Origin of the sequence: Brachybacterium sp. Z12, assembly GCF_014400405.1 — a bacterium.
Classification (GTDB): domain Bacteria; phylum Actinomycetota; class Actinomycetes; order Actinomycetales; family Dermabacteraceae; genus Brachybacterium.
The window spans coordinates 377959-393927 of the sequence record NZ_CP060496.1 but is presented as its reverse complement, the minus strand read 5'-3'; the positions used below and the strand labels follow the sequence as shown (position 1 = coordinate 393927).

Sequence of the window (15969 nt, the reverse complement as noted above, 5' to 3'; positions counted from 1 at the left end):
GAGCTTCGGGAGCCGCCAGCCGCCGGAGGGTCAGTCGTCCAGGGTGCTCCAGTCGAGCAGGACCTTGCCGGCGGTGCCGGCCTTTGCGATCTCGAAGCCGCGCTCCCAGTCCGCGGCGGGGATCACGTCGGTGATGGTGCGCAGGATCGCGGAGCGCAGCACCTCGGAGGTGCTCAGCATCGCGGACATCGCGTTCCAGGTCTCGAACATCTCCCGGCCGTAGATGCCCTGCAGGGTGAGCATGCGGGTGACGACCATGGTCCAGTCGATCTCGAACTGCTGCGCGGGAAGGCCCAGCAGCGCGATCGTGCCGCCGTGGTTCATGTTCTCGATCATCTCCTGCAGTGCCCGTGCCTGCCCGGAGATCTCCAGGCCCACGTCGAAGCCCTCACGCATGCCCAGGCTTCGCTGGGCATCGCGGACCTTCATGGTGGCCACATCCAGCACCACGTCAGCGCCGCAGCCCTCCGCCATCGCCAGGCGCTCCGGGGAGATATCGGTGATGGTGATGTAGCGGGCCCCGGCATGCCGTGCGACGGCGGCGGCCATCTGCCCGATCGGCCCGGCGCCGGTGATCAGCACGTCCTCCCCCACCAGCGGGAACTTCAACGCGGTGTGCACGGCGTTGCCGAGCGGGTCGAAGACCGCGCCGAGCTCGGGGTGATCAGCTCCTCGCCGCCGTCGTGCTCGTGCACCCACACGTTCTGGTGCGGGAGGGTCACGTACTCGGCGAACGCCCCGTCGCTCTGGACACCGACGGAGCGGGTGCGGATGCACATCTGGCGGCGGCCGGCGCGGCAGTTGCGGCACATCCCGCACACCACGTGCCCCTCCCCGAGACACGGTCGCCCACCCATACGTCGGAGACCTCCTTGCCGACCTCTACCACCTCGCCGTAGAACTCGTGCCCCGGGGTGAAGGGCACTGCATCGCACATCGCCTGCGCGGAGGTGTCCCAGTCCAGGATGTGCAGGTCGGTGCCGCAGATCCCGGCGCGCAGCACCCGCACCTTCGCGTCCCAGGGGCCGCAGCCGGGTTCGGGGACGGTCGTCCACTCCAGGCCCGCTCCGGGCGCCGCCTTGCGCAGTGCGCGCATCATCTCTCCTCCTCCTCGCCACGTTGCAAGAGCGCCGCTCCTGGCGGGCGCGAGGCCAAAACTATCGGAGATCGGGAGCCGGGGAGGCCGCATCGGTCCCGACGGCGAAGATCCCGGCCCCGACTCCCTCACGGGAATCAGGACCGGGATCTGCACCTCAGGGCCGTTCAATGGCCGCTCAGGGGTGGCCGCTCAGCGCGGCACGGCGGTCAGCTCACCAGCCGTCGGAGAGCTCCACGGTGAGGGTGCCGTCCTCCGCGAGGGTCACGGTGCCGGAGACGCGGATGCGGTTCTCGTCCGTCTCGTCGGTGGGCTCGTCGTCATCGCTCCATCCCTCGTACTTGTACGAGAACGTCGCCTGACCCGGGCTGTCATAGCTGGACAGGCTCCATCCGTCGCCCCAGTGATCCTCCTCGAGCTCCACGACCGGGTAGGCGTCGATGGTCCAGGAGCCGGAGCCCTCGACCATCCGGCTGCCGGCGTACGCGCTGAAGGGGCAGCCCTCCCCGGCTCAGCCGCGTCGGAGGTCGCGCACTCGTCGATCAGCGCATCGATCTGGGACTGGACGTCGGCGACGCCAGCGTCGTTCAGCGTGTAGGTCGGTGCGGCATGCAGCTCGTACCACTCGTTCGGATCGGCGGTGACGAACACCGTGCTCTCCTCGATGTCGAGGAAGTCCGAGCCGGCTGGCAGGCCCACGGTGTACTGGCCCGGGAGCACCACGGCCATCGCGTAGCCGTCCTCGACGGCGAGGCTGTCCACCGCGACCTCCTGGCCGTTGACCAGGAGCGAGGTGGCGCCGTCGGGGATCTGCAGCGACATGTAGGCGTACTCGGTCTCGCCCATCTGCCACTCGGGAAACACCAGTGCGGTGCGCCCGGCACGCTCGACGTGGAAGTTGCGCGTGGTGGTCACGCCATCCTGCGTGATCTTGGCGGTGACTTCCATCGCGTCGTCCCCGTACTCCTCGGAGCCGACGATCTCGAAACCGCTGATCCGCTCCTCGGCGGAGCTGGCGATCGCGTCGGTCAGGAGCGCCTGCTCGGCGGTCTGCACGTTCGGTGCGGAGATCTCCACCGCCGTGCTCGCGTTGCCGTCCTGCAGCGCGCTGAGGTACGCCTCGACCCGCTTCTCCGGGGAGAACACGGTGTTCGAGACGACGTTGAAGGCGATCGTGATGCCCACGATCAGCACCAGCGCGGCGCCTCCTGCGATGCCGCCGCCGATCAGGAGCTTGCGCGTCCTCGGCGAGAGCTGCACGGGAGCTGCGGCCGGCTGGCCGGAGGTGGCGTCGGCCGAGGCTGCGCCGGCGGCGCCGCCCATCGGCACGGTCGCGTAGGCGGCGCCTGCCGCCGGCTGCTCCGATGGCACGTCGGCCGGGGTCTCCTCCTGCTGCACACCGCCCGGCAGCTCGGTGGGGATCCCCTGCGCGTTCGGCGCCGACGAGGCGTCGGCCGCAGCGTTCGGGCCCGCTCCCGCGGTGGCCGTTGCGGCAGCCGTGCCCGCGAGGGCCGGGGCCAGCGGGCGGCGGAACCAGGAGAGCGCCTTGCCCGGCAGGTACGGCGCGACCAGCGGCATCACGAAGCGTGACAGCAGCTCGACGATCACGCCGGCCACGCCCGCGAGCAGCGGGGTCCAGGCGGCGAGGCCGACGGAGGCCCCGAACCGCTCGCCTTCCAGGAAGCCGCCGGAGACGACCATCTGTGCCGACAGGCGCGCGAGGATCATCAGCACCAGCGCGCCGGTGAAGTACGCGACCGGCAGCGCCAGCCACGAGACCGCGAGCGCGAGCACGTTGTTCGGCACCACCTGGCGCTGGTGCTGCCACAGCAGCGCGGCGACGATCAGGCCGACGGGGATGAGCACCAGCGCGCCCAGCCACGCGTACCACTCCAGCGAGAAGACCGAGATGTATTCGGAGCCGGAGACGCCGCCGAGCAGGCTGTCCATCAGGCCCGATCCGGTGACAGAGGCGCTGAGCGAGGACAGCAGCTCGAAGCCCGTGATGTAGGCCAGGACGTAGCCGCCCAGCAGGGGCAGCAGCAGGATCACGGAGAGCACCGGCGGGACCTCGCCGTTGATCAGCGCCTGGATCGAGGTGATCACCGTGATCGCGAGGAACCCGATCACCGTGACGAACAGGGCGTGGGTGACGGCGAGCTTGAAGCCCGCGGTGAGGTCGGCGACCAGCGGCCACCAGGCGGGGCGCGGGCGCATGCTGATCCGGCCCAGCGCATGCGCCAGGGTGATCAGGAAGAACGCGCCGAAGAAGGAGTCGAAGCCCGCCGCGTGCAGGCGCAGGGTGACGTCATCGGTGACCGGGATCGGCTGCGCGAAGATCAGTGCGGCGAGCACGGTGACCAGCGCGACCGCGAAGCCCGCGATCACTGCGGAGACCCAGATGCCCAGCTGTCCGCCGCCCTGGCGACGCTGCACGAAGCGCCCGCCGTAGAAGCTCAGCAGCACCATCACCAGCGTGATCCCCGCCGGCAGCAGACGGATCGAGAAGCTCGCGCTGACACCCTCCACCGTCTGGGAGAACCCGAACCCGCCGAGCATCGCGAGCGCGACCATCTGGAACGGGAAGCGCAGCGCGGAGCCGATGCCGCTGATCGCCTCCTCGGGACGGAGATCCAGGGAGTCGAGCGAGGCCTCCACCGGGTTGCCGATGCCGGCGATCATCGCGGCGATCGCGAGCAGCACGATGGCCACCACCGACATGATGATGCCGCCGACGTAGGTCGCCCCGCCCACCGCGAGGGAGGGCAGCGGGTTGGTCAGGCCTGCGGCGCTGAGCTTCCGCTTGAGGTCATCCGGGGTCATGCCCGCCGAAGCGGTGGCCACCGGGGCAGCGCCCTGCGGAGCGGGGGCACCCTGCGGAGCAGGTGACGGCGAGCCGTACGGGGCCGTAGAGCCCTGGACCGGCGCGCCGTATGGGGCGGGCGCGGGCGAGCCGTACTGCGGGGCCGGCGAACCGAACTGCGGCGCCGGCGAGCCGTGCTGCGGCTGCGCGTCGTGCTGCGGAGCGGGCGAGCCGTGCTGCGGCTGCTGCTCCCCCTGATGCGGCTGGCCCGAGTACGGTGCCTGCGGCGGGAGCGCGGGGCTCCCTGGTGCCTGCGGGGCCGGCGCCTGCGGCTGCTGGTCCCCTCCTTGCTGTGGATCCTGCGAGTGCGGATCCGATGACGGGTTCTGCCCGTCGCCCGGCACAGTCATGTGCTTCCCCTCGGAGTCGTCGAAATGATGCAGAGCGCCATGGGCCCGATCTACGACAGCACTGCGGAGCGCGATCGAGCGCGCTCTCGTCACACAGTCCCCACCCAGGTTTCCCCCACGACACCTTCAGTTTACTGGTACCCGCGGGGAAGGCCAAAGGAGATGGAAGAACCATGCTCAGCGCCGCCAGAGATCCTGGGCCCGGGCCCCGGCACGGAAGCCGAAGGCCTCGACCATCGCGACCGCCTCTGGGAACCCGTGGGCGAGGGCACCGGGCGCGTGCGCGTCGCTGCCGAAGCTGATCGCGCGCCCACCCTCCTCGCTCCACCACTGCGGCATCCACGGCCAGAGCCGTCGCGTGTTCATCTCCAGCGCGCGGCCGCTCTCGGCGATCGCCCGCAGCGCGGCGCGGAACTCCTCCTCGAAGGCGCGGGGTCGACCGGGCCCTCCAGTTCCTGGGGCCAATAGCGCAGGGCGTAGTCGAGGTGGGTGACGATCTCGAAGGGCTCACTCCCCGAGACCAGGGCGGGGACCTCTGCGAGATAACGGCGCAGCACCTCCGGCGCGGGCAGCCGGCGGTAGAGCGTGTCCGGCTCGGCCCGCCCGCCCTCGATCTCGAGGGTGTGCAGGGAGCCCAGCAGACGGTCGAAGCGAGAGAGGTCCAGCTGCTCGCGGGCGGTCTCCAGGCGCAGATGGGGTTGCCCGATCTCGAGCCCGGTGCCGATATGCAGCTGCGGGAACGCCGCACGGCAGCGCTCGATGCTCTCGAAGTAGCCGTCCGCGTCGAAGCGGGGCACGGCGACACGGCCATCGGGCTCGAGCAGGTGGCGCTCATGATCTCCGAAGTCCTGCGGGTCGCTGAACCAGGCGTCCTCGAGGTCGAGGTGCTCGGTGAAGAACAGCGCCGGCAGACCGATGCGCGCCGCGCGAGCGCAGGTCGCCTCCATCGTGCCGCGGGCGGCGGAATCCGGGCCCCCGGTGTCCCAGGAGAACTCGCTGTGCACGTGGCTGTCGGCGGGAAGGCTCATGGGGTCAGAATCCCACAGCCGCGAGCGGCGCGCCCTCAGGTGCTCAGGGGCAGGAAGAGCAGGCCGTTCCTCATGACGCGCAGGTCCAGAGCGGGTGCGGCGTCCATCAGTGCGGCCATGAGGCTCTCGGCGTGCTCGCGGCGGAGCGTCGTCGCGATCCAGAGGTCGGTGCCGTCCTGGAGTCGGACGGGCCTCGGCCGGGCGCTCAGCGGGAGATCCTCGGCGAGACTGATGGCGCCGTCCTGCACGACCGACGCCGCTCCCTCCCGTTCGGCGACGATGCGGGCGAGCTCCCGCACCACGCGGGGCGCGGGCATCTTCCGGGCCTGGATGCTCTCCGGGCAGTCCGCACCGAAGATCTGGAAGACGACGGGGCGGCGGCGGAGGGAGACCTTGTCCCGCAGCCGGTCGTACCGCCAGCGCAGCTGATCACCGCGGCGGCCCACCGCACCGATCGACTCGGTGCTGCTGATGTACTCCTCGCCGTACAGAGCCAGCAGCTCGTCGTCGAGCCGCCTGACACGGGTGACGGCGGTGGTGGTGTCCATGAGGTCACGCACCTCTGCGCTGTCGATCGCCTCGAGCTCCCGGGCGAGCTCCGTGAGGGTGGTCAGGCCGCAGGCGCGGACCAGCTCGCAGGCGAACTCGATGCCGCGGTCGCTGCCTGCGTTGTCATCGGGGAACCGGGCGGCGAGGAAGGTCTTCAGGGAGGGTGCATCGAGCACTGTCGGCGATGCCTCGGGACCGTCGGCTCCCGTTCCTGCGGCCGCACCGGGAGTGCCGTCGGCCGCACCAGGCTGCGGCTCCGGGGCCTGATCGTCCTCGAACCGGCTCTCCTCGAGCTGGTCGTCGTCCTCATCGGCGTCGACCCGGGTGGGGTTCGCCAGCACCCGCTCGATCGCCGTGAACGTCTCGTCGAGGGCGCGGCGGGCGTCCGCCGCCGCGCCGAAGAGCTGGTCGATCGTCTGCTGGTCGTGCGTGCTGACGTGCCTGTACCCGACCCCCTTGTAGCGGCGCGAGTGCTCGAACTCGGCCCATGCGTGCGCCGCGACGGTGCGCACCTGGATCTCGAGCCCACCGAAGCGGTCGAAGTACCTGCGCAGGTCGCCGCTGGCCACGAGCCAGTCCCGGGCCTGGCTCTCCTGCTCGCCCGTGACCACCAGGTGAGCGCAGTCGTAGCCACGGCGCTGCGGGGGCTTGGCGTCCCCGGGGTTGAAGTCCTCGAGAACCTCGAAGCGCTCGCGGATCAGCTCGACGGCACGGCTCTCGTCGGTGTCGGAGTACATGATCAGGCGCACGGCGACCGTGTCCGTGACCTGCCGCCGCGGATCCTCGTACCCCTTCTCCGCACATTTGCGCTGGAAGGAGGCGATGGACTTCGAGCGGGCCTCGACGACATGGGCGGTGATCGACCCCTCGGTGAGCAGCCGCTCGAGGTAGACCTCGATCTCGGCCGCGGCACCGGGCAGCCAGTCCCAGTCCATGTAGTCGGTGGTGTCGAACGTGCCTGTCATCCGTCTCTCCTCCGCAGCCCCGCCGGGGCGTGCCGGCTGGTGGCGGGTCTCCTGGTCACAGCTCACCACGCTATGCCCCTGGCCGTCCCGGTGGGGAGGGTTCTCGGGTTCGCGAGTTCCCAGCCGTGCCAGCGAGGGTCAGGCGGCCTGCGCGCCCCTCGGCGCTCCCCGACCCGTTCCGGATCCGTAATGTCCGAATTCTACCTTTTTCGCTTTTTGCGAGGTACGCTCCTTGAATGGTCGTTGCAGCAGCAGCGCCGACAGGACGGACCGGGAGGTCAGCATGCGGATCGGATATGCAGCAGGGGGTTCGACCTCTTCCACGTGGGGCACCTGAACCTGCTCCGCCACGCCAAGCAGCACTGCGACGTGCTGATCGCCGGCGTGGTCAGCGACGAGATGCTGCGCGAGGTCAAGGGGATCGAACCCGTGATCCCCACCGCGGAGCGTGCCGAGATCGTGCGACACCTCCGCTTCGTGGACCGCGTCTACGTGGAGAACACCCCGTCGAAGCTGGACGCCTGGCGCGACATGCACTTCACACACTTCTTCAAGGGCGATGACTGGCGCGGAACCCCCAAGGGGCTCCGCCTCGAGGAGCAGTTCGCCGAGGTGGGGGTCAAGATCCAGTACCTCCCCTACACCATGCACACCTCCAGCACCGCCCTGCGGCGAGCGCTGGCGGCCATCACCGAGGGCGCCCGCAGCCCCATCCCGAGACCGTGCTCGCCCGGTGATCCGGGACCTCACGGCACCCACGAGAGAAGAGATCGATCATGCGCGAACAGCCGACGCTCACGGCCACTCCCGCACCCACCATCGCTGAGGGCGCCCAGCCCTCGCAGTCCCGCCCCACCCGCCTGCTCCTGATCGCTTCAACTGGCGGTCACCTCACCCAGCTGATGGCGATGCGCCACTGGTGGGAGGACTGCGAGCGCACCTGGGTCACATTCGACAACCAGCACGCGCGCACCACCCTGGCCGGGGAGGACGTCATCCACGCCCACTCCCCCACCACGCGCAACATTCCCAATGCGCTGCGGAACATGGTGCTGGCGCGGCACACGCTGAAGGACCTGCACCCGGATCTGGTGGTCTCCACCGGCGCCGGGGTGGCCGCCCCTTCTTCGCGATCGCCCACCTGCGCGGAATCCGGACGATGTACATCGAGGTCATCGACCGGATCGCCTCGCGCACCCTCACCGGACGCATGGTCTACCCCTTCGTGGACCAGTTCGCGGTGCAGTGGCGTGAACAGGAGCGCCTCTACCCGGGCGCCGTCGTGATCGGGCCGACGCTGTGACCACGCGGGTCTTCGTGACGGTGGGGACCGACCACCATCCCTTCACCCGCCTCATCGAGTGGGTGGACCACTGGTCGGCATCCCATGACGACCTCGAGCTGGTGGTGCAGCACGGCACCGCCCGCCCCTCGCGGCACGGCGTGAACCACGAGCTGCTGGGCAGTGAGGAGATCGCCGCGCAGTACGCGGCCGCCGACCTGGTGGTCTCGCAGGTGGGCCCGGGCACGATCGCCGACGCCAACCGGGCGGGACACCGCCCGATCGTGGTGCCCCGCGACCCGCACCTCGGAGAGGTGGTCGATGACCATCAGGTCGCCTTCGGCGACTTCATGGCCTCCCGCGGACGCTGCGTGAGCGTGCGCACCCGGGAGCATCTGGTCTCCGAGCTCGATGCCTGGCTGGCTGCACCGAAGCCCCTGACCTGCCCGTCGGCGCTCTGCCCGCAGCCACCAGCTCCGCGGTCGCGGCGCTGTCCCGCACCATCCTCAGCTCCCCGCGGCGCCGGCTCTCGGCCCGTCGGCTGCTCAGCGCCGTGCGGCCCGCCCGGGCTCTCGACGCCCCCAGCTGACCACGCCCGGCGCCCCGGCACCGCACCGCGATGATCCGGTCGGCCTCGCCGCCGTCCCCACCCACCCGCTCCCAGCACGGAGAGGCTCATGAACTCGTTGACCCTGACCCACCCCACCCCCGACGACTGCCCATCGCAGAGTCGCTGAGACGACTCGATGCGGCCCAGAAGCCCGGGGCCGGCGTCCCCGCCTACACCCGCTGGGTGAACCGGCGCGCCGCTCGCTACCTGTGCGCGGCCGCCGAACGGATGGGTGCCACCCCGTCGGCGGTGTCGGTGATGAGCATCGTGGTGACCCTCAGCGGTCTCGGCGCGTTCCTCGCCCTGCACCGCACACCGCTGCTCGCGGGCGGGATCGCAGCGGTGCTGCTGGCGCTCGGGTACGCCCTGGATTCGGCCGACGGGCAGCTCGCCCGCCTGCAGCAGACCTCCAGCCTGCAGGGTGAGTGGCTCGACCACACCCTGGACGCGGTGCGGATGCCGGCCGTGCACCTGAGCATCGCGGCGGGGTTCCTGCTGCAGGGCATGCCGCTGCTGGCGATCGTCGGCGCGGCGTTCTCGGCACTGGCCTCGGCGTCCTTCCTCAGTCAGATCCTCGGCACCGCGCTGCGCGACCGCGCCCAGGGACAGCGGGTCGAGGTCCGTCGGCATCAGTCATGGCTGCTGCTGCCCGCCGATCCGGGGGTCCTGTGCTGGGCCTTCGTGCTCTGGCCGGTGCTGCCGCTGTTCGGTCTCGTCTATCTCGCATTGTTCGGCACCAATGTTCTGCATTTCCTCCTCTCGGCCAGCCGTCGCTGGCGAGAGCTCGGCGAAGGAGTCACGTCATGAGCACCACCCTCAGTCCCCGCCCCGTCCGTCACCGCTGTCGTCGCCTCCCATGGCCGCGCCGAGCTGCTGCGCCGGGCACTGCGTTCGATCGCCGCGCAGCAGTACGCGGGCCCGCTCGAGATCGTCGTGGTGTTCGATCAGAGCCCGATCGATCCGCTCGAGGATCTGCGCACGGAGCTTCCACCCAGCGTCATCCTGAACACCTGCGGCAACGACCGCGCCGCCGGTCTGGCCGGGGCACGGAACACGGGCATCGCCCGCGCGGCCGGGACCCTGATCGCCTTCTGCGACGACGATGACGAGTGGACTCCCCACAAGCTCACCGCGCAGGTCGCACTGTGGCGGGAACGGCCGGACGCAGCGGTGATCGCCTGCGGGATCAGCATCGTCACCCTCGAGGGGACGGTGGACCGCAGGCCGCCGATGCTCACCACCCGCGAAGATCTGCTGCGCTCCCGGGTGGGCGAGCTGCACCCCTCCTCCTTCTTGTTCCGGCGCACCGATCTGCTCGCGCTGCCCGGCGGCGTGGACGAGTCGATCCCCTTCGGCTACGGCGAGGACTACGACTTCCTGCTGCGCGTCACCGAGCGCGGCCCGATCGCGAGCGTCCCCCATGAGCTGGTGATCGTGCACTGGGATCGCGACTCGTATTTCGCGGGCCGCTGGGAGCGGATGGCCGAGGGGCTGAGCTATCTGGTGGCGAAGCATCCCGATCTGCTCCATGACGATCGCAACGCCGGACGCATGTGCGGCCAGGTCGCCTTCGCCTATGCGGCTGCCGGGGAGCAGGGCGCTGCGCGCCCTGGACGCGTCGCACCCTCACCCACCGGCCCCTCGAGCCGCGGGCGTGGCTCGCGATGCTGACCATGACGCGCCTGATCTCCCCGCAGTTCACGATCGCCGCGCTGAATCGGCGGGGGCGAGGGGTATGACCTCTCGCCGCCGGTGGGTGCTGCTCCTGCTGCTGCTGTTCGCGGCCGCCGCAGTGGTGGCCGCGGTGGTGCTCGCGGGCGGTCCACCGGAGGAGGATCCCACCGGGACCTCGGCCTTCGACCCCTCGGTCCCGACCAGCACCCACACCCCGCCCCCGGCAGGTGGCACCACCGCGCCGGCGGACCCCACCGATGCGCCGTCCGATGCGCCCGACGGAGGGGCGGATCCCTCGGATCCGCCCACCGGCACCGCGTCCCCGTCGGCCCCCTCGACCCCGACCCCGCAGCAGCAGGCGGAGATCTCGAAGGAGACCTCGTCGGTGCTGGTCTCGGTGCTCGAGCAGACCGCGCAGATCGATCCTGCGGTGCCGTCCGACGTCGTCGGGGATCTCTCCGACGTCGCCACCCGCTCGTACCTCAGCGAGCTGGAGGCCGAAAGGCTCGAGTTCGAGACAGAGGGGTGGACCCGCTCGGGCGCCTACTCCTTCGGCGAGGTCGAGGTGCTGGAGAGCTCGTCCACGAACGACGGGGAGGTCGCCACGGTCCGTCTGTGCGTGGACTCCTCGGCACTCGTCACCCAGCGCCGACGGTGAGGTCATCGCGACCTCCCCGTCGTCCACCCGCGCCTGGAACATCTTCGTCCTCGAGCGCTCCGACTCCGCCGACTGGCGGATCGTCGGCCGAACGTTCCCCGACGATCCGGCCTGCTGAGCAGCGGAGGAATCATGACCACCTCGACACCCGTCCCCACATCCCTCGTATCGCGGCTCTCCCCGCGGTCCGCTCCCTGCTGGGGTTGCTGGTCGCGCTCGCGACGCTGCTGCCGCTCGCGGCCTCTGCGGACCCGGGGAAGAACTCCCCCACCTCGGAGGATGCCCCTGCTCCGCCGGCCGCTGAGTCCCCTGCGGTCTCACCCGTTTCGCTGGCCACAGCGTCGTCGGTGCCGGAGCCGGACGGGCTGGGCGAGGGCACCGCTGCCGCTTCCTGCTGGGAGATCAAACAGCGTGACCCCTCTGCCGAGGACGGCGTGTACTGGCTGGTCACACCGGAGCTGGGTGCTCCGCAGCAGTTCTTCTGCGATCAGAGCACCGACGGCGGCGGCTGGGTGATGATCGGCCGCGGCCGTGAGAACTGGACCCAGAGCAACGAGGGTCGGCTGACCCCCGTGGACGTGGCGCAGACCCCGACCGGGCCCGCCGCCTTCTCCCCCGCGCAGCTGCCGGCGAGCACCGTGGACGGCCTGCTGAACGACGGCTCCGTGGATGAGCTGGCCGAGGGTGTGCGGCTGCGCCGGGCCCGCACCGTGGACGGCAGCTCCTGGCAGGAGGTCCGCTTCCGCTACTCGACGCAGCGTGAGGACTGGTCCTGGCAGTTCGCGGGACTGCAGGGCATCGCCTCGTGGCAGATGGACACCTCGAGCGGCGGGGGCGGGAACACCGGCAGCTTTGGCGCGGACAACTCCTACCGCCGCGTGGACACCAACGTGGACGGCTCGCGCGGCTGGGCCCGCGGCTTCAGCTACGGCTCGGGCGCCCGCGGCAGCTCCGCCTCGAGCTCGTACCTGTGGGCCTCCTCCGCCACGGCCGGCTATCCGCGGCCCTTCACCCAGGTGTTCGTGCGCCCTCGCCTGATGAGCCAGGACATCTTCGCCTCGATCCCGGATGCGGGCCTGCCCGAGAGCACCCAGGTCGCGACTGCGCAGAGCTATCCCCTGCCCACCCCGTGGGGCGTGAGCGGGCTCGGCGCGGCCGGCGGCGGCGAGCTGAACACCGAGGTCTCGGACTTCGCGGAGTTGAACGGCGTGATGTACGTGGGCGGCAACTTCCGTTACGTGCAGCGCGATGCGAACGGGACCGGACGGGTCGAGCAGAGCTATCTGGCGGCCTTCGATGTCGCCACCGGCGCGTGGATCTCTTCCTTCCGTCCCCAGCTGGACAACCAGGTCAAGGCGGTCGCCGTCCTTCCCGACGGACGGATCGCGGTGGGCGGCGCGTTCAGCACGGCGAGCGGGCGGCCCTCCGCCGCCTTCGCCGTGGTCGATCCGGCCACCGGCGCGGCGGATCCCTCTGCCACGACGCGGATCATCAACTACACCGGCGGGGTGCCGCCGCTGATCCGCACCATGGACGTGCAGGACGGTCACCTCTACCTGGGCGGCCGGTTCACCCACATCACCGGCGGCGGCGTCACCTCGGAGGTGTACCGGCGCAACATCGGCCGGCTGGACGTCTCGACCCTCGCACCCGGCGGGGGCTGGGATCCGATGCTCGACGGCACGGTGGTCTCGATCGATGCGTCCGAACACGGTGATCAGGTCTACGCGGCGGGATACTTCGGCTCGAGCCAGTGGACGTACGAGACGCCGCGCGCGGCTGCGTTCACTGCGCAGGACGCGACGGTCATCCCGTGGAGTGTGGACTTCTCGAACATCGCGGGCGGCCGTGTGGGCTACCAGCAGGCGGTGGCGGAGGTCGGCGACCGGGTGTGGCTCGCCGGAAGCGAGCACATGCTCTTCAGCTACGACCGCTCGAGCATGCAGGAGCTGAGCACCAACATCACCCAGAACGGTGGTGACTTCCAGGCCGTCGCCGCCTACGGCGAGGACGGGGTCGCGGCGGGCTGCCACTGCTCCGAGAACGTGTATCAGGGCGCCCGGAAATGGCCTGGGATCAGCGGGTTCTCGCGGGTCGAGCACATCGACCAGGTGGGTATCTGGAGGGCGTCCGACGGCGAGTACGTGCCGGAGCACAGCCCCCAGGTGAGCCTGCGCAGCGGCTACGGGGCCTGGGCGATCCAGGAGGCGTCGGACGGCTCCCTATGGGTCGGCGGGGACTACACCTACGCCCGCACACCGAACACCCTGAACCAGTGGACGGGCGCGTTCGTGCGCTTCGCGCCGACGGACGCCACCGCTCCCGCGGTGCCGCAGGGGCTCACGGCCGCGAGCGGTGCCGGGACGGTCCAGCTGAGCTGGCAGGGCGTGAGCGACGCCGGCTACGAGGTGCTGCGGGAGGACAGGGTGGTGGCCAGCATCACCGGCACCTCCCTCGAGTTGCCTGCGTCCGCGGACGCCGCACGCTACTTCGTGCGTGCGGTCGACACGGCCGGGAACCGTTCCGCGACCTCCCCGGTGGTGGTGCCGGAGACGGTGGATCCGGGCACGCTCCCGGTCACCGCGATCGCGGCCGGCGGGGACTGGACCTACCGCTACGAGAGCGATGCCCCGGCCGGGGACTGGACCAGCGCCGCCTTCGACGACTCGGGCTGGACCACCGGCACCGCGCCGCTCGGCTGGGGTCACAGCGACCTGGGCACCGAGCTGACGGCTGCGGGCACGAAGCCGCTGACCGCCTACTTCCGCCGCTCCTTCACCGTCGACGACGCCACACAGGTGGCAGCGCTCGAGCTCACCACCCGCGCCGACGACGGGATCGTGGTCTACGTCAACGGCACCGAGGTGGCGCGCAGCAACATGCCGACCGGCTCGATCGGGCACGGCACCTATGCCTCGGCGGCACCGAACGCCGCGGCTGCGCTGGCCAACCCCGTGACCGTCACGGTGCCGGGAAACGCGCTGGTCAGCGGCGAGAACGTGATCACCGCCGAGGTGCACCTGAACTACCGCAGCTCACCGACGGTCAGCTATGACCTCGGCGCGGTGCTGGTGCCCGGCGAGCAGCCCGCCCCGGATCCGGACCCCGATCCGGATCCTGACCCGATCCTGACCCGGAGCCAGAGCCGTCGTCGCTGGTTGCCGCGGGTTCCGACTGGGCTTACCGCTACGAGAGCGATGCCCCTGACGCGGACTGGGCCGGCACCGCCTTCGACGACTCGGGCTGGAGCACCGGCGCGGCGCCGCTGGGCTGGGGTCACAACGATCTGGGCACGGAGCTGACGGTGACGGGCACGAAGCCGCTGACCGCCTACTTCCGGCGATCCTTCACCGTCGACGACGCCACACAGGTGGCAGCGCTCGAGCTCACCACCCGCGCCGACGACGGGGTCGTGGTCTACGTCAACGGCACCGAGGTGGCGCGCAGCAACATGCCGACCGGGTCGATCGGGCACGGCACCTATGCCTCGGCGGCACCGAACGCCGCGGCTGCGCTGGCCAACCCCGTGACCGTCACGGTACCGGGGGACCTCCTGGTCAGCGGCGAGAACGTGATCACCGCCGAGGTGCACCTGAACTACCGCAGCTCACCGACGGCGAGCTTCGAGCTCACCGCCGAGGCAGCGGCGGGAGAACCTGTAGCGCCGCTGCGGGCCACGGTCGCGGAGGAGCCCACCGACACGGCACCTGCCGCCGAGGCCGCGCAGCCGCCGGCGGATGAGCCCGAGGCCGCCTCCCCGAGGACTCCACGACGGAGCCCGAAGGCACGACGGAGGAGAACACGGAGGACGCACCGGCACCGGCACCGGCAGCTCCCGGACCTGCCGACCCGTCACAGGACGCGACGGGTGACGCGGAGGAGCCCGAGGGCACGGAAGAGGACGCGAAGGAGGCACCGGCAGCTTCCTGCGAGGCGGCCCCGGCGCTGCCGGAGGACGGACAGACTCCCGTTCAAGAGGAGCCCGCTGATCCGGATGAGGTGATCGCGGCGGGCTCCGCCTGGAGTCTCGACTGCGGCCCCCTCGCCGGCGAGCCCTCCGACGAGAAGGACTGGACCGGCACCGACTTCGACGATGCGGCCTGGCTGAGCGGCGCAGCGCCGCTGGGCTGGGGCGGGGACGAGCAGCTGCTCGGCACCGTGCTCAGCGTCGGCGACGACGCCCCGCCAACCGCTCGGTTCCGCCGCACCGTCGAGATCGACGATCTGGACGGCGTGCGTTCCCTCCAGCTCACCCTCCCCGCCGGCGCCGACCTCGTGGTCCACGTCAACGGCGTCGAGGTGGAGCTGCCGGAGCTGCCCGATCCCGCGACCGAACCCGACGCCGGCGCCGAACCGGACGACGAGCCGACGCAGATCCTCACGGTCCCCGCGGAGCTGCTGGTCGCCGGCGAGAACACGCTCGCCGTCGAGGTCCTGCCGGGCGAGGACACGGCAGCGGGCTTCGCCTTCGACGCCCGCGGCGTCCTGATACGGGACCCCGCCTGATGGGCTCCACGGCAGCGGTGCCCCGCACCGGCTCAGCACCCGCCGCGGCCCTGCTCCCGGCTCCCGTCCGGGAGCAGGTGGGGCGCACCGCCTCGGGGGCCGTCCGGCTTCCCGCCTGGCCCCTGCTCGCCCTGCTGTACGGCTTCCCGCTGTACTGGGTCACGGGCCTGACCCTGTTCGCCCCGGTCACCTTCGGGGGATCATGGTGATCTTCCTGCTGCTGCGCGGCGGGGTGCGCGCCACCCCGGGCGTGCTGTGCTGGTTCGCGTTCCTCGCCTGGGTGGTGGTGTGCGCGATCTCGGTCTCCGGGCCGATGGAGCTGGTGGGCTACGCCCAGCGCACCTCGGATCTGCTCACCGTGGGCATCGCGTTCCTCTACTACGTCAAT

The 15969-nt window shown here is 71.0% G+C and carries 12 protein-coding genes and 3 pseudogenes; 10 read left to right on the top strand and 5 right to left on the bottom strand.

Annotated elements, in window-relative coordinates:
- Positions 1–30 precede the first annotated feature (30 nt).
- The 5 genes and pseudogenes from tdh to H3H54_RS02070 form a co-directional block, all read right to left on the bottom strand.
- Positions 31–1096, bottom strand: a pseudogene (gene tdh / locus H3H54_RS02090) (L-threonine 3-dehydrogenase).
- A 264-nt stretch (positions 1097–1360) separates the two neighbouring features.
- Positions 1361–4309 carry a hypothetical protein gene (locus tag H3H54_RS02085; protein ID WP_262425321.1) on the bottom strand — a complete coding sequence of 983 codons (2949 nt, stop codon included), beginning with the start codon at positions 4307–4309 and terminating at the stop codon, positions 1361–1363.
- Positions 4310–4486: 177 nt separating this feature from the next.
- On the bottom strand, positions 4487–4675 hold the full coding sequence (locus tag H3H54_RS02080; RefSeq protein WP_262425320.1) for a hypothetical protein: 189 nt from the start codon (positions 4673–4675) through the stop codon (positions 4487–4489).
- Positions 4672–5337 carry a PHP domain-containing protein gene (locus tag H3H54_RS02075; protein WP_262425319.1) on the bottom strand — a complete coding sequence of 222 codons (666 nt, stop codon included), beginning with the start codon at positions 5335–5337 and terminating at the stop codon, positions 4672–4674. Before H3H54_RS02075 ends, H3H54_RS02080 begins: the two co-directional genes overlap by 4 nt.
- A 35-nt stretch (positions 5338–5372) precedes the next feature.
- On the bottom strand, positions 5373–6851 hold the full coding sequence (locus H3H54_RS02070) for a GTP pyrophosphokinase family protein (RefSeq protein WP_262425318.1): 1479 nt from the start codon (positions 6849–6851) through the stop codon (positions 5373–5375).
- A 283-nt stretch (positions 6852–7134) separates the two neighbouring features.
- Here H3H54_RS02070 and H3H54_RS02065 point away from each other — a divergent pair.
- The 10 genes and pseudogenes from H3H54_RS02065 to H3H54_RS02020 form a co-directional block, all read left to right on the top strand.
- Positions 7135–7553, top strand: a pseudogene (locus H3H54_RS02065) (adenylyltransferase/cytidyltransferase family protein); the annotation flags it as partial.
- 457 nt (positions 7554–8010) lie between these two features.
- A complete protein-coding gene (locus tag H3H54_RS02060; protein WP_262425317.1) occupies positions 8011–8154 on the top strand; it encodes a UDP-N-acetylglucosamine transferase subunit ALG14 in 144 nt (47 codons plus the stop codon).
- Entirely contained in the window at positions 8151–8756 is a 606-nt protein-coding gene (locus H3H54_RS02055) for a glycosyltransferase (RefSeq protein WP_262425316.1), read from the top strand. Before H3H54_RS02060 ends, H3H54_RS02055 begins: the two co-directional genes overlap by 4 nt.
- Before the next feature lie 170 nt (positions 8757–8926).
- Positions 8927–9550, top strand: coding sequence for a CDP-alcohol phosphatidyltransferase family protein (locus H3H54_RS02050; RefSeq protein ID WP_262425315.1), 624 nt, complete (start codon positions 8927–8929; stop codon positions 9548–9550).
- Between the two features lie 33 nt (positions 9551–9583).
- A pseudogene (locus H3H54_RS02045) lies at positions 9584–10414 on the top strand (glycosyltransferase family 2 protein); the annotation flags it as partial.
- A gap of 64 nt (positions 10415–10478) precedes the next feature.
- Positions 10479–11075: a hypothetical protein gene (locus H3H54_RS02040; protein ID WP_262425314.1), complete on the top strand. Its 597-nt coding sequence runs from the start codon at positions 10479–10481 to the stop codon at positions 11073–11075.
- Between the two features lie 203 nt (positions 11076–11278).
- On the top strand, positions 11279–14377 hold the full coding sequence (locus H3H54_RS02035) for a fibrinogen-like YCDxxxxGGGW domain-containing protein (protein ID WP_262425313.1): 3099 nt from the start codon (positions 11279–11281) through the stop codon (positions 14375–14377).
- 2 nt (positions 14378–14379) lie between these two features.
- Positions 14380–15078, top strand: a complete 699-nt coding sequence (locus H3H54_RS02030; protein ID WP_262425312.1) for a hypothetical protein — start codon at positions 14380–14382, stop codon at positions 15076–15078.
- Positions 15075–15581 (top strand): hypothetical protein, encoded by a 507-nt coding sequence (locus H3H54_RS02025; RefSeq protein ID WP_262425311.1) that lies wholly within the window; start codon positions 15075–15077, stop codon positions 15579–15581. The genes H3H54_RS02030 and H3H54_RS02025 overlap by 4 nt, the downstream gene beginning before the upstream one ends.
- Complete coding sequence (locus H3H54_RS02020) at positions 15581–15790, top strand: hypothetical protein (RefSeq protein ID WP_262425310.1); 210 nt, start codon at positions 15581–15583, stop codon at positions 15788–15790. Before H3H54_RS02025 ends, H3H54_RS02020 begins: the two co-directional genes overlap by 1 nt.
- The last annotated feature ends 179 nt before the right edge of the window (positions 15791–15969 follow it).

Coding starts and splice junctions, on each gene's coding strand:
- H3H54_RS02085 (WP_262425321.1), bottom strand. CDS start 4,309: ATGACTGTGCCGGGCGACGGGCAGAACCCGTCATCGGATCCGCACTCG.
- H3H54_RS02080 (WP_262425320.1), bottom strand. CDS start 4,675: ATGAACACGCGACGGCTCTGGCCGTGGATGCCGCAGTGGTGGAGCGAG.
- H3H54_RS02075 (WP_262425319.1), bottom strand. CDS start 5,337: ATGAGCCTTCCCGCCGACAGCCACGTGCACAGCGAGTTCTCCTGGGAC.
- H3H54_RS02070 (WP_262425318.1), bottom strand. CDS start 6,851: ATGACAGGCACGTTCGACACCACCGACTACATGGACTGGGACTGGCTG.
- H3H54_RS02060 (WP_262425317.1), top strand. CDS start 8,011: ATGTACATCGAGGTCATCGACCGGATCGCCTCGCGCACCCTCACCGGA.
- H3H54_RS02040 (WP_262425314.1), top strand. CDS start 10,479: ATGACCTCTCGCCGCCGGTGGGTGCTGCTCCTGCTGCTGCTGTTCGCG.
- H3H54_RS02020 (WP_262425310.1), top strand. CDS start 15,581: ATGGGCTCCACGGCAGCGGTGCCCCGCACCGGCTCAGCACCCGCCGCG.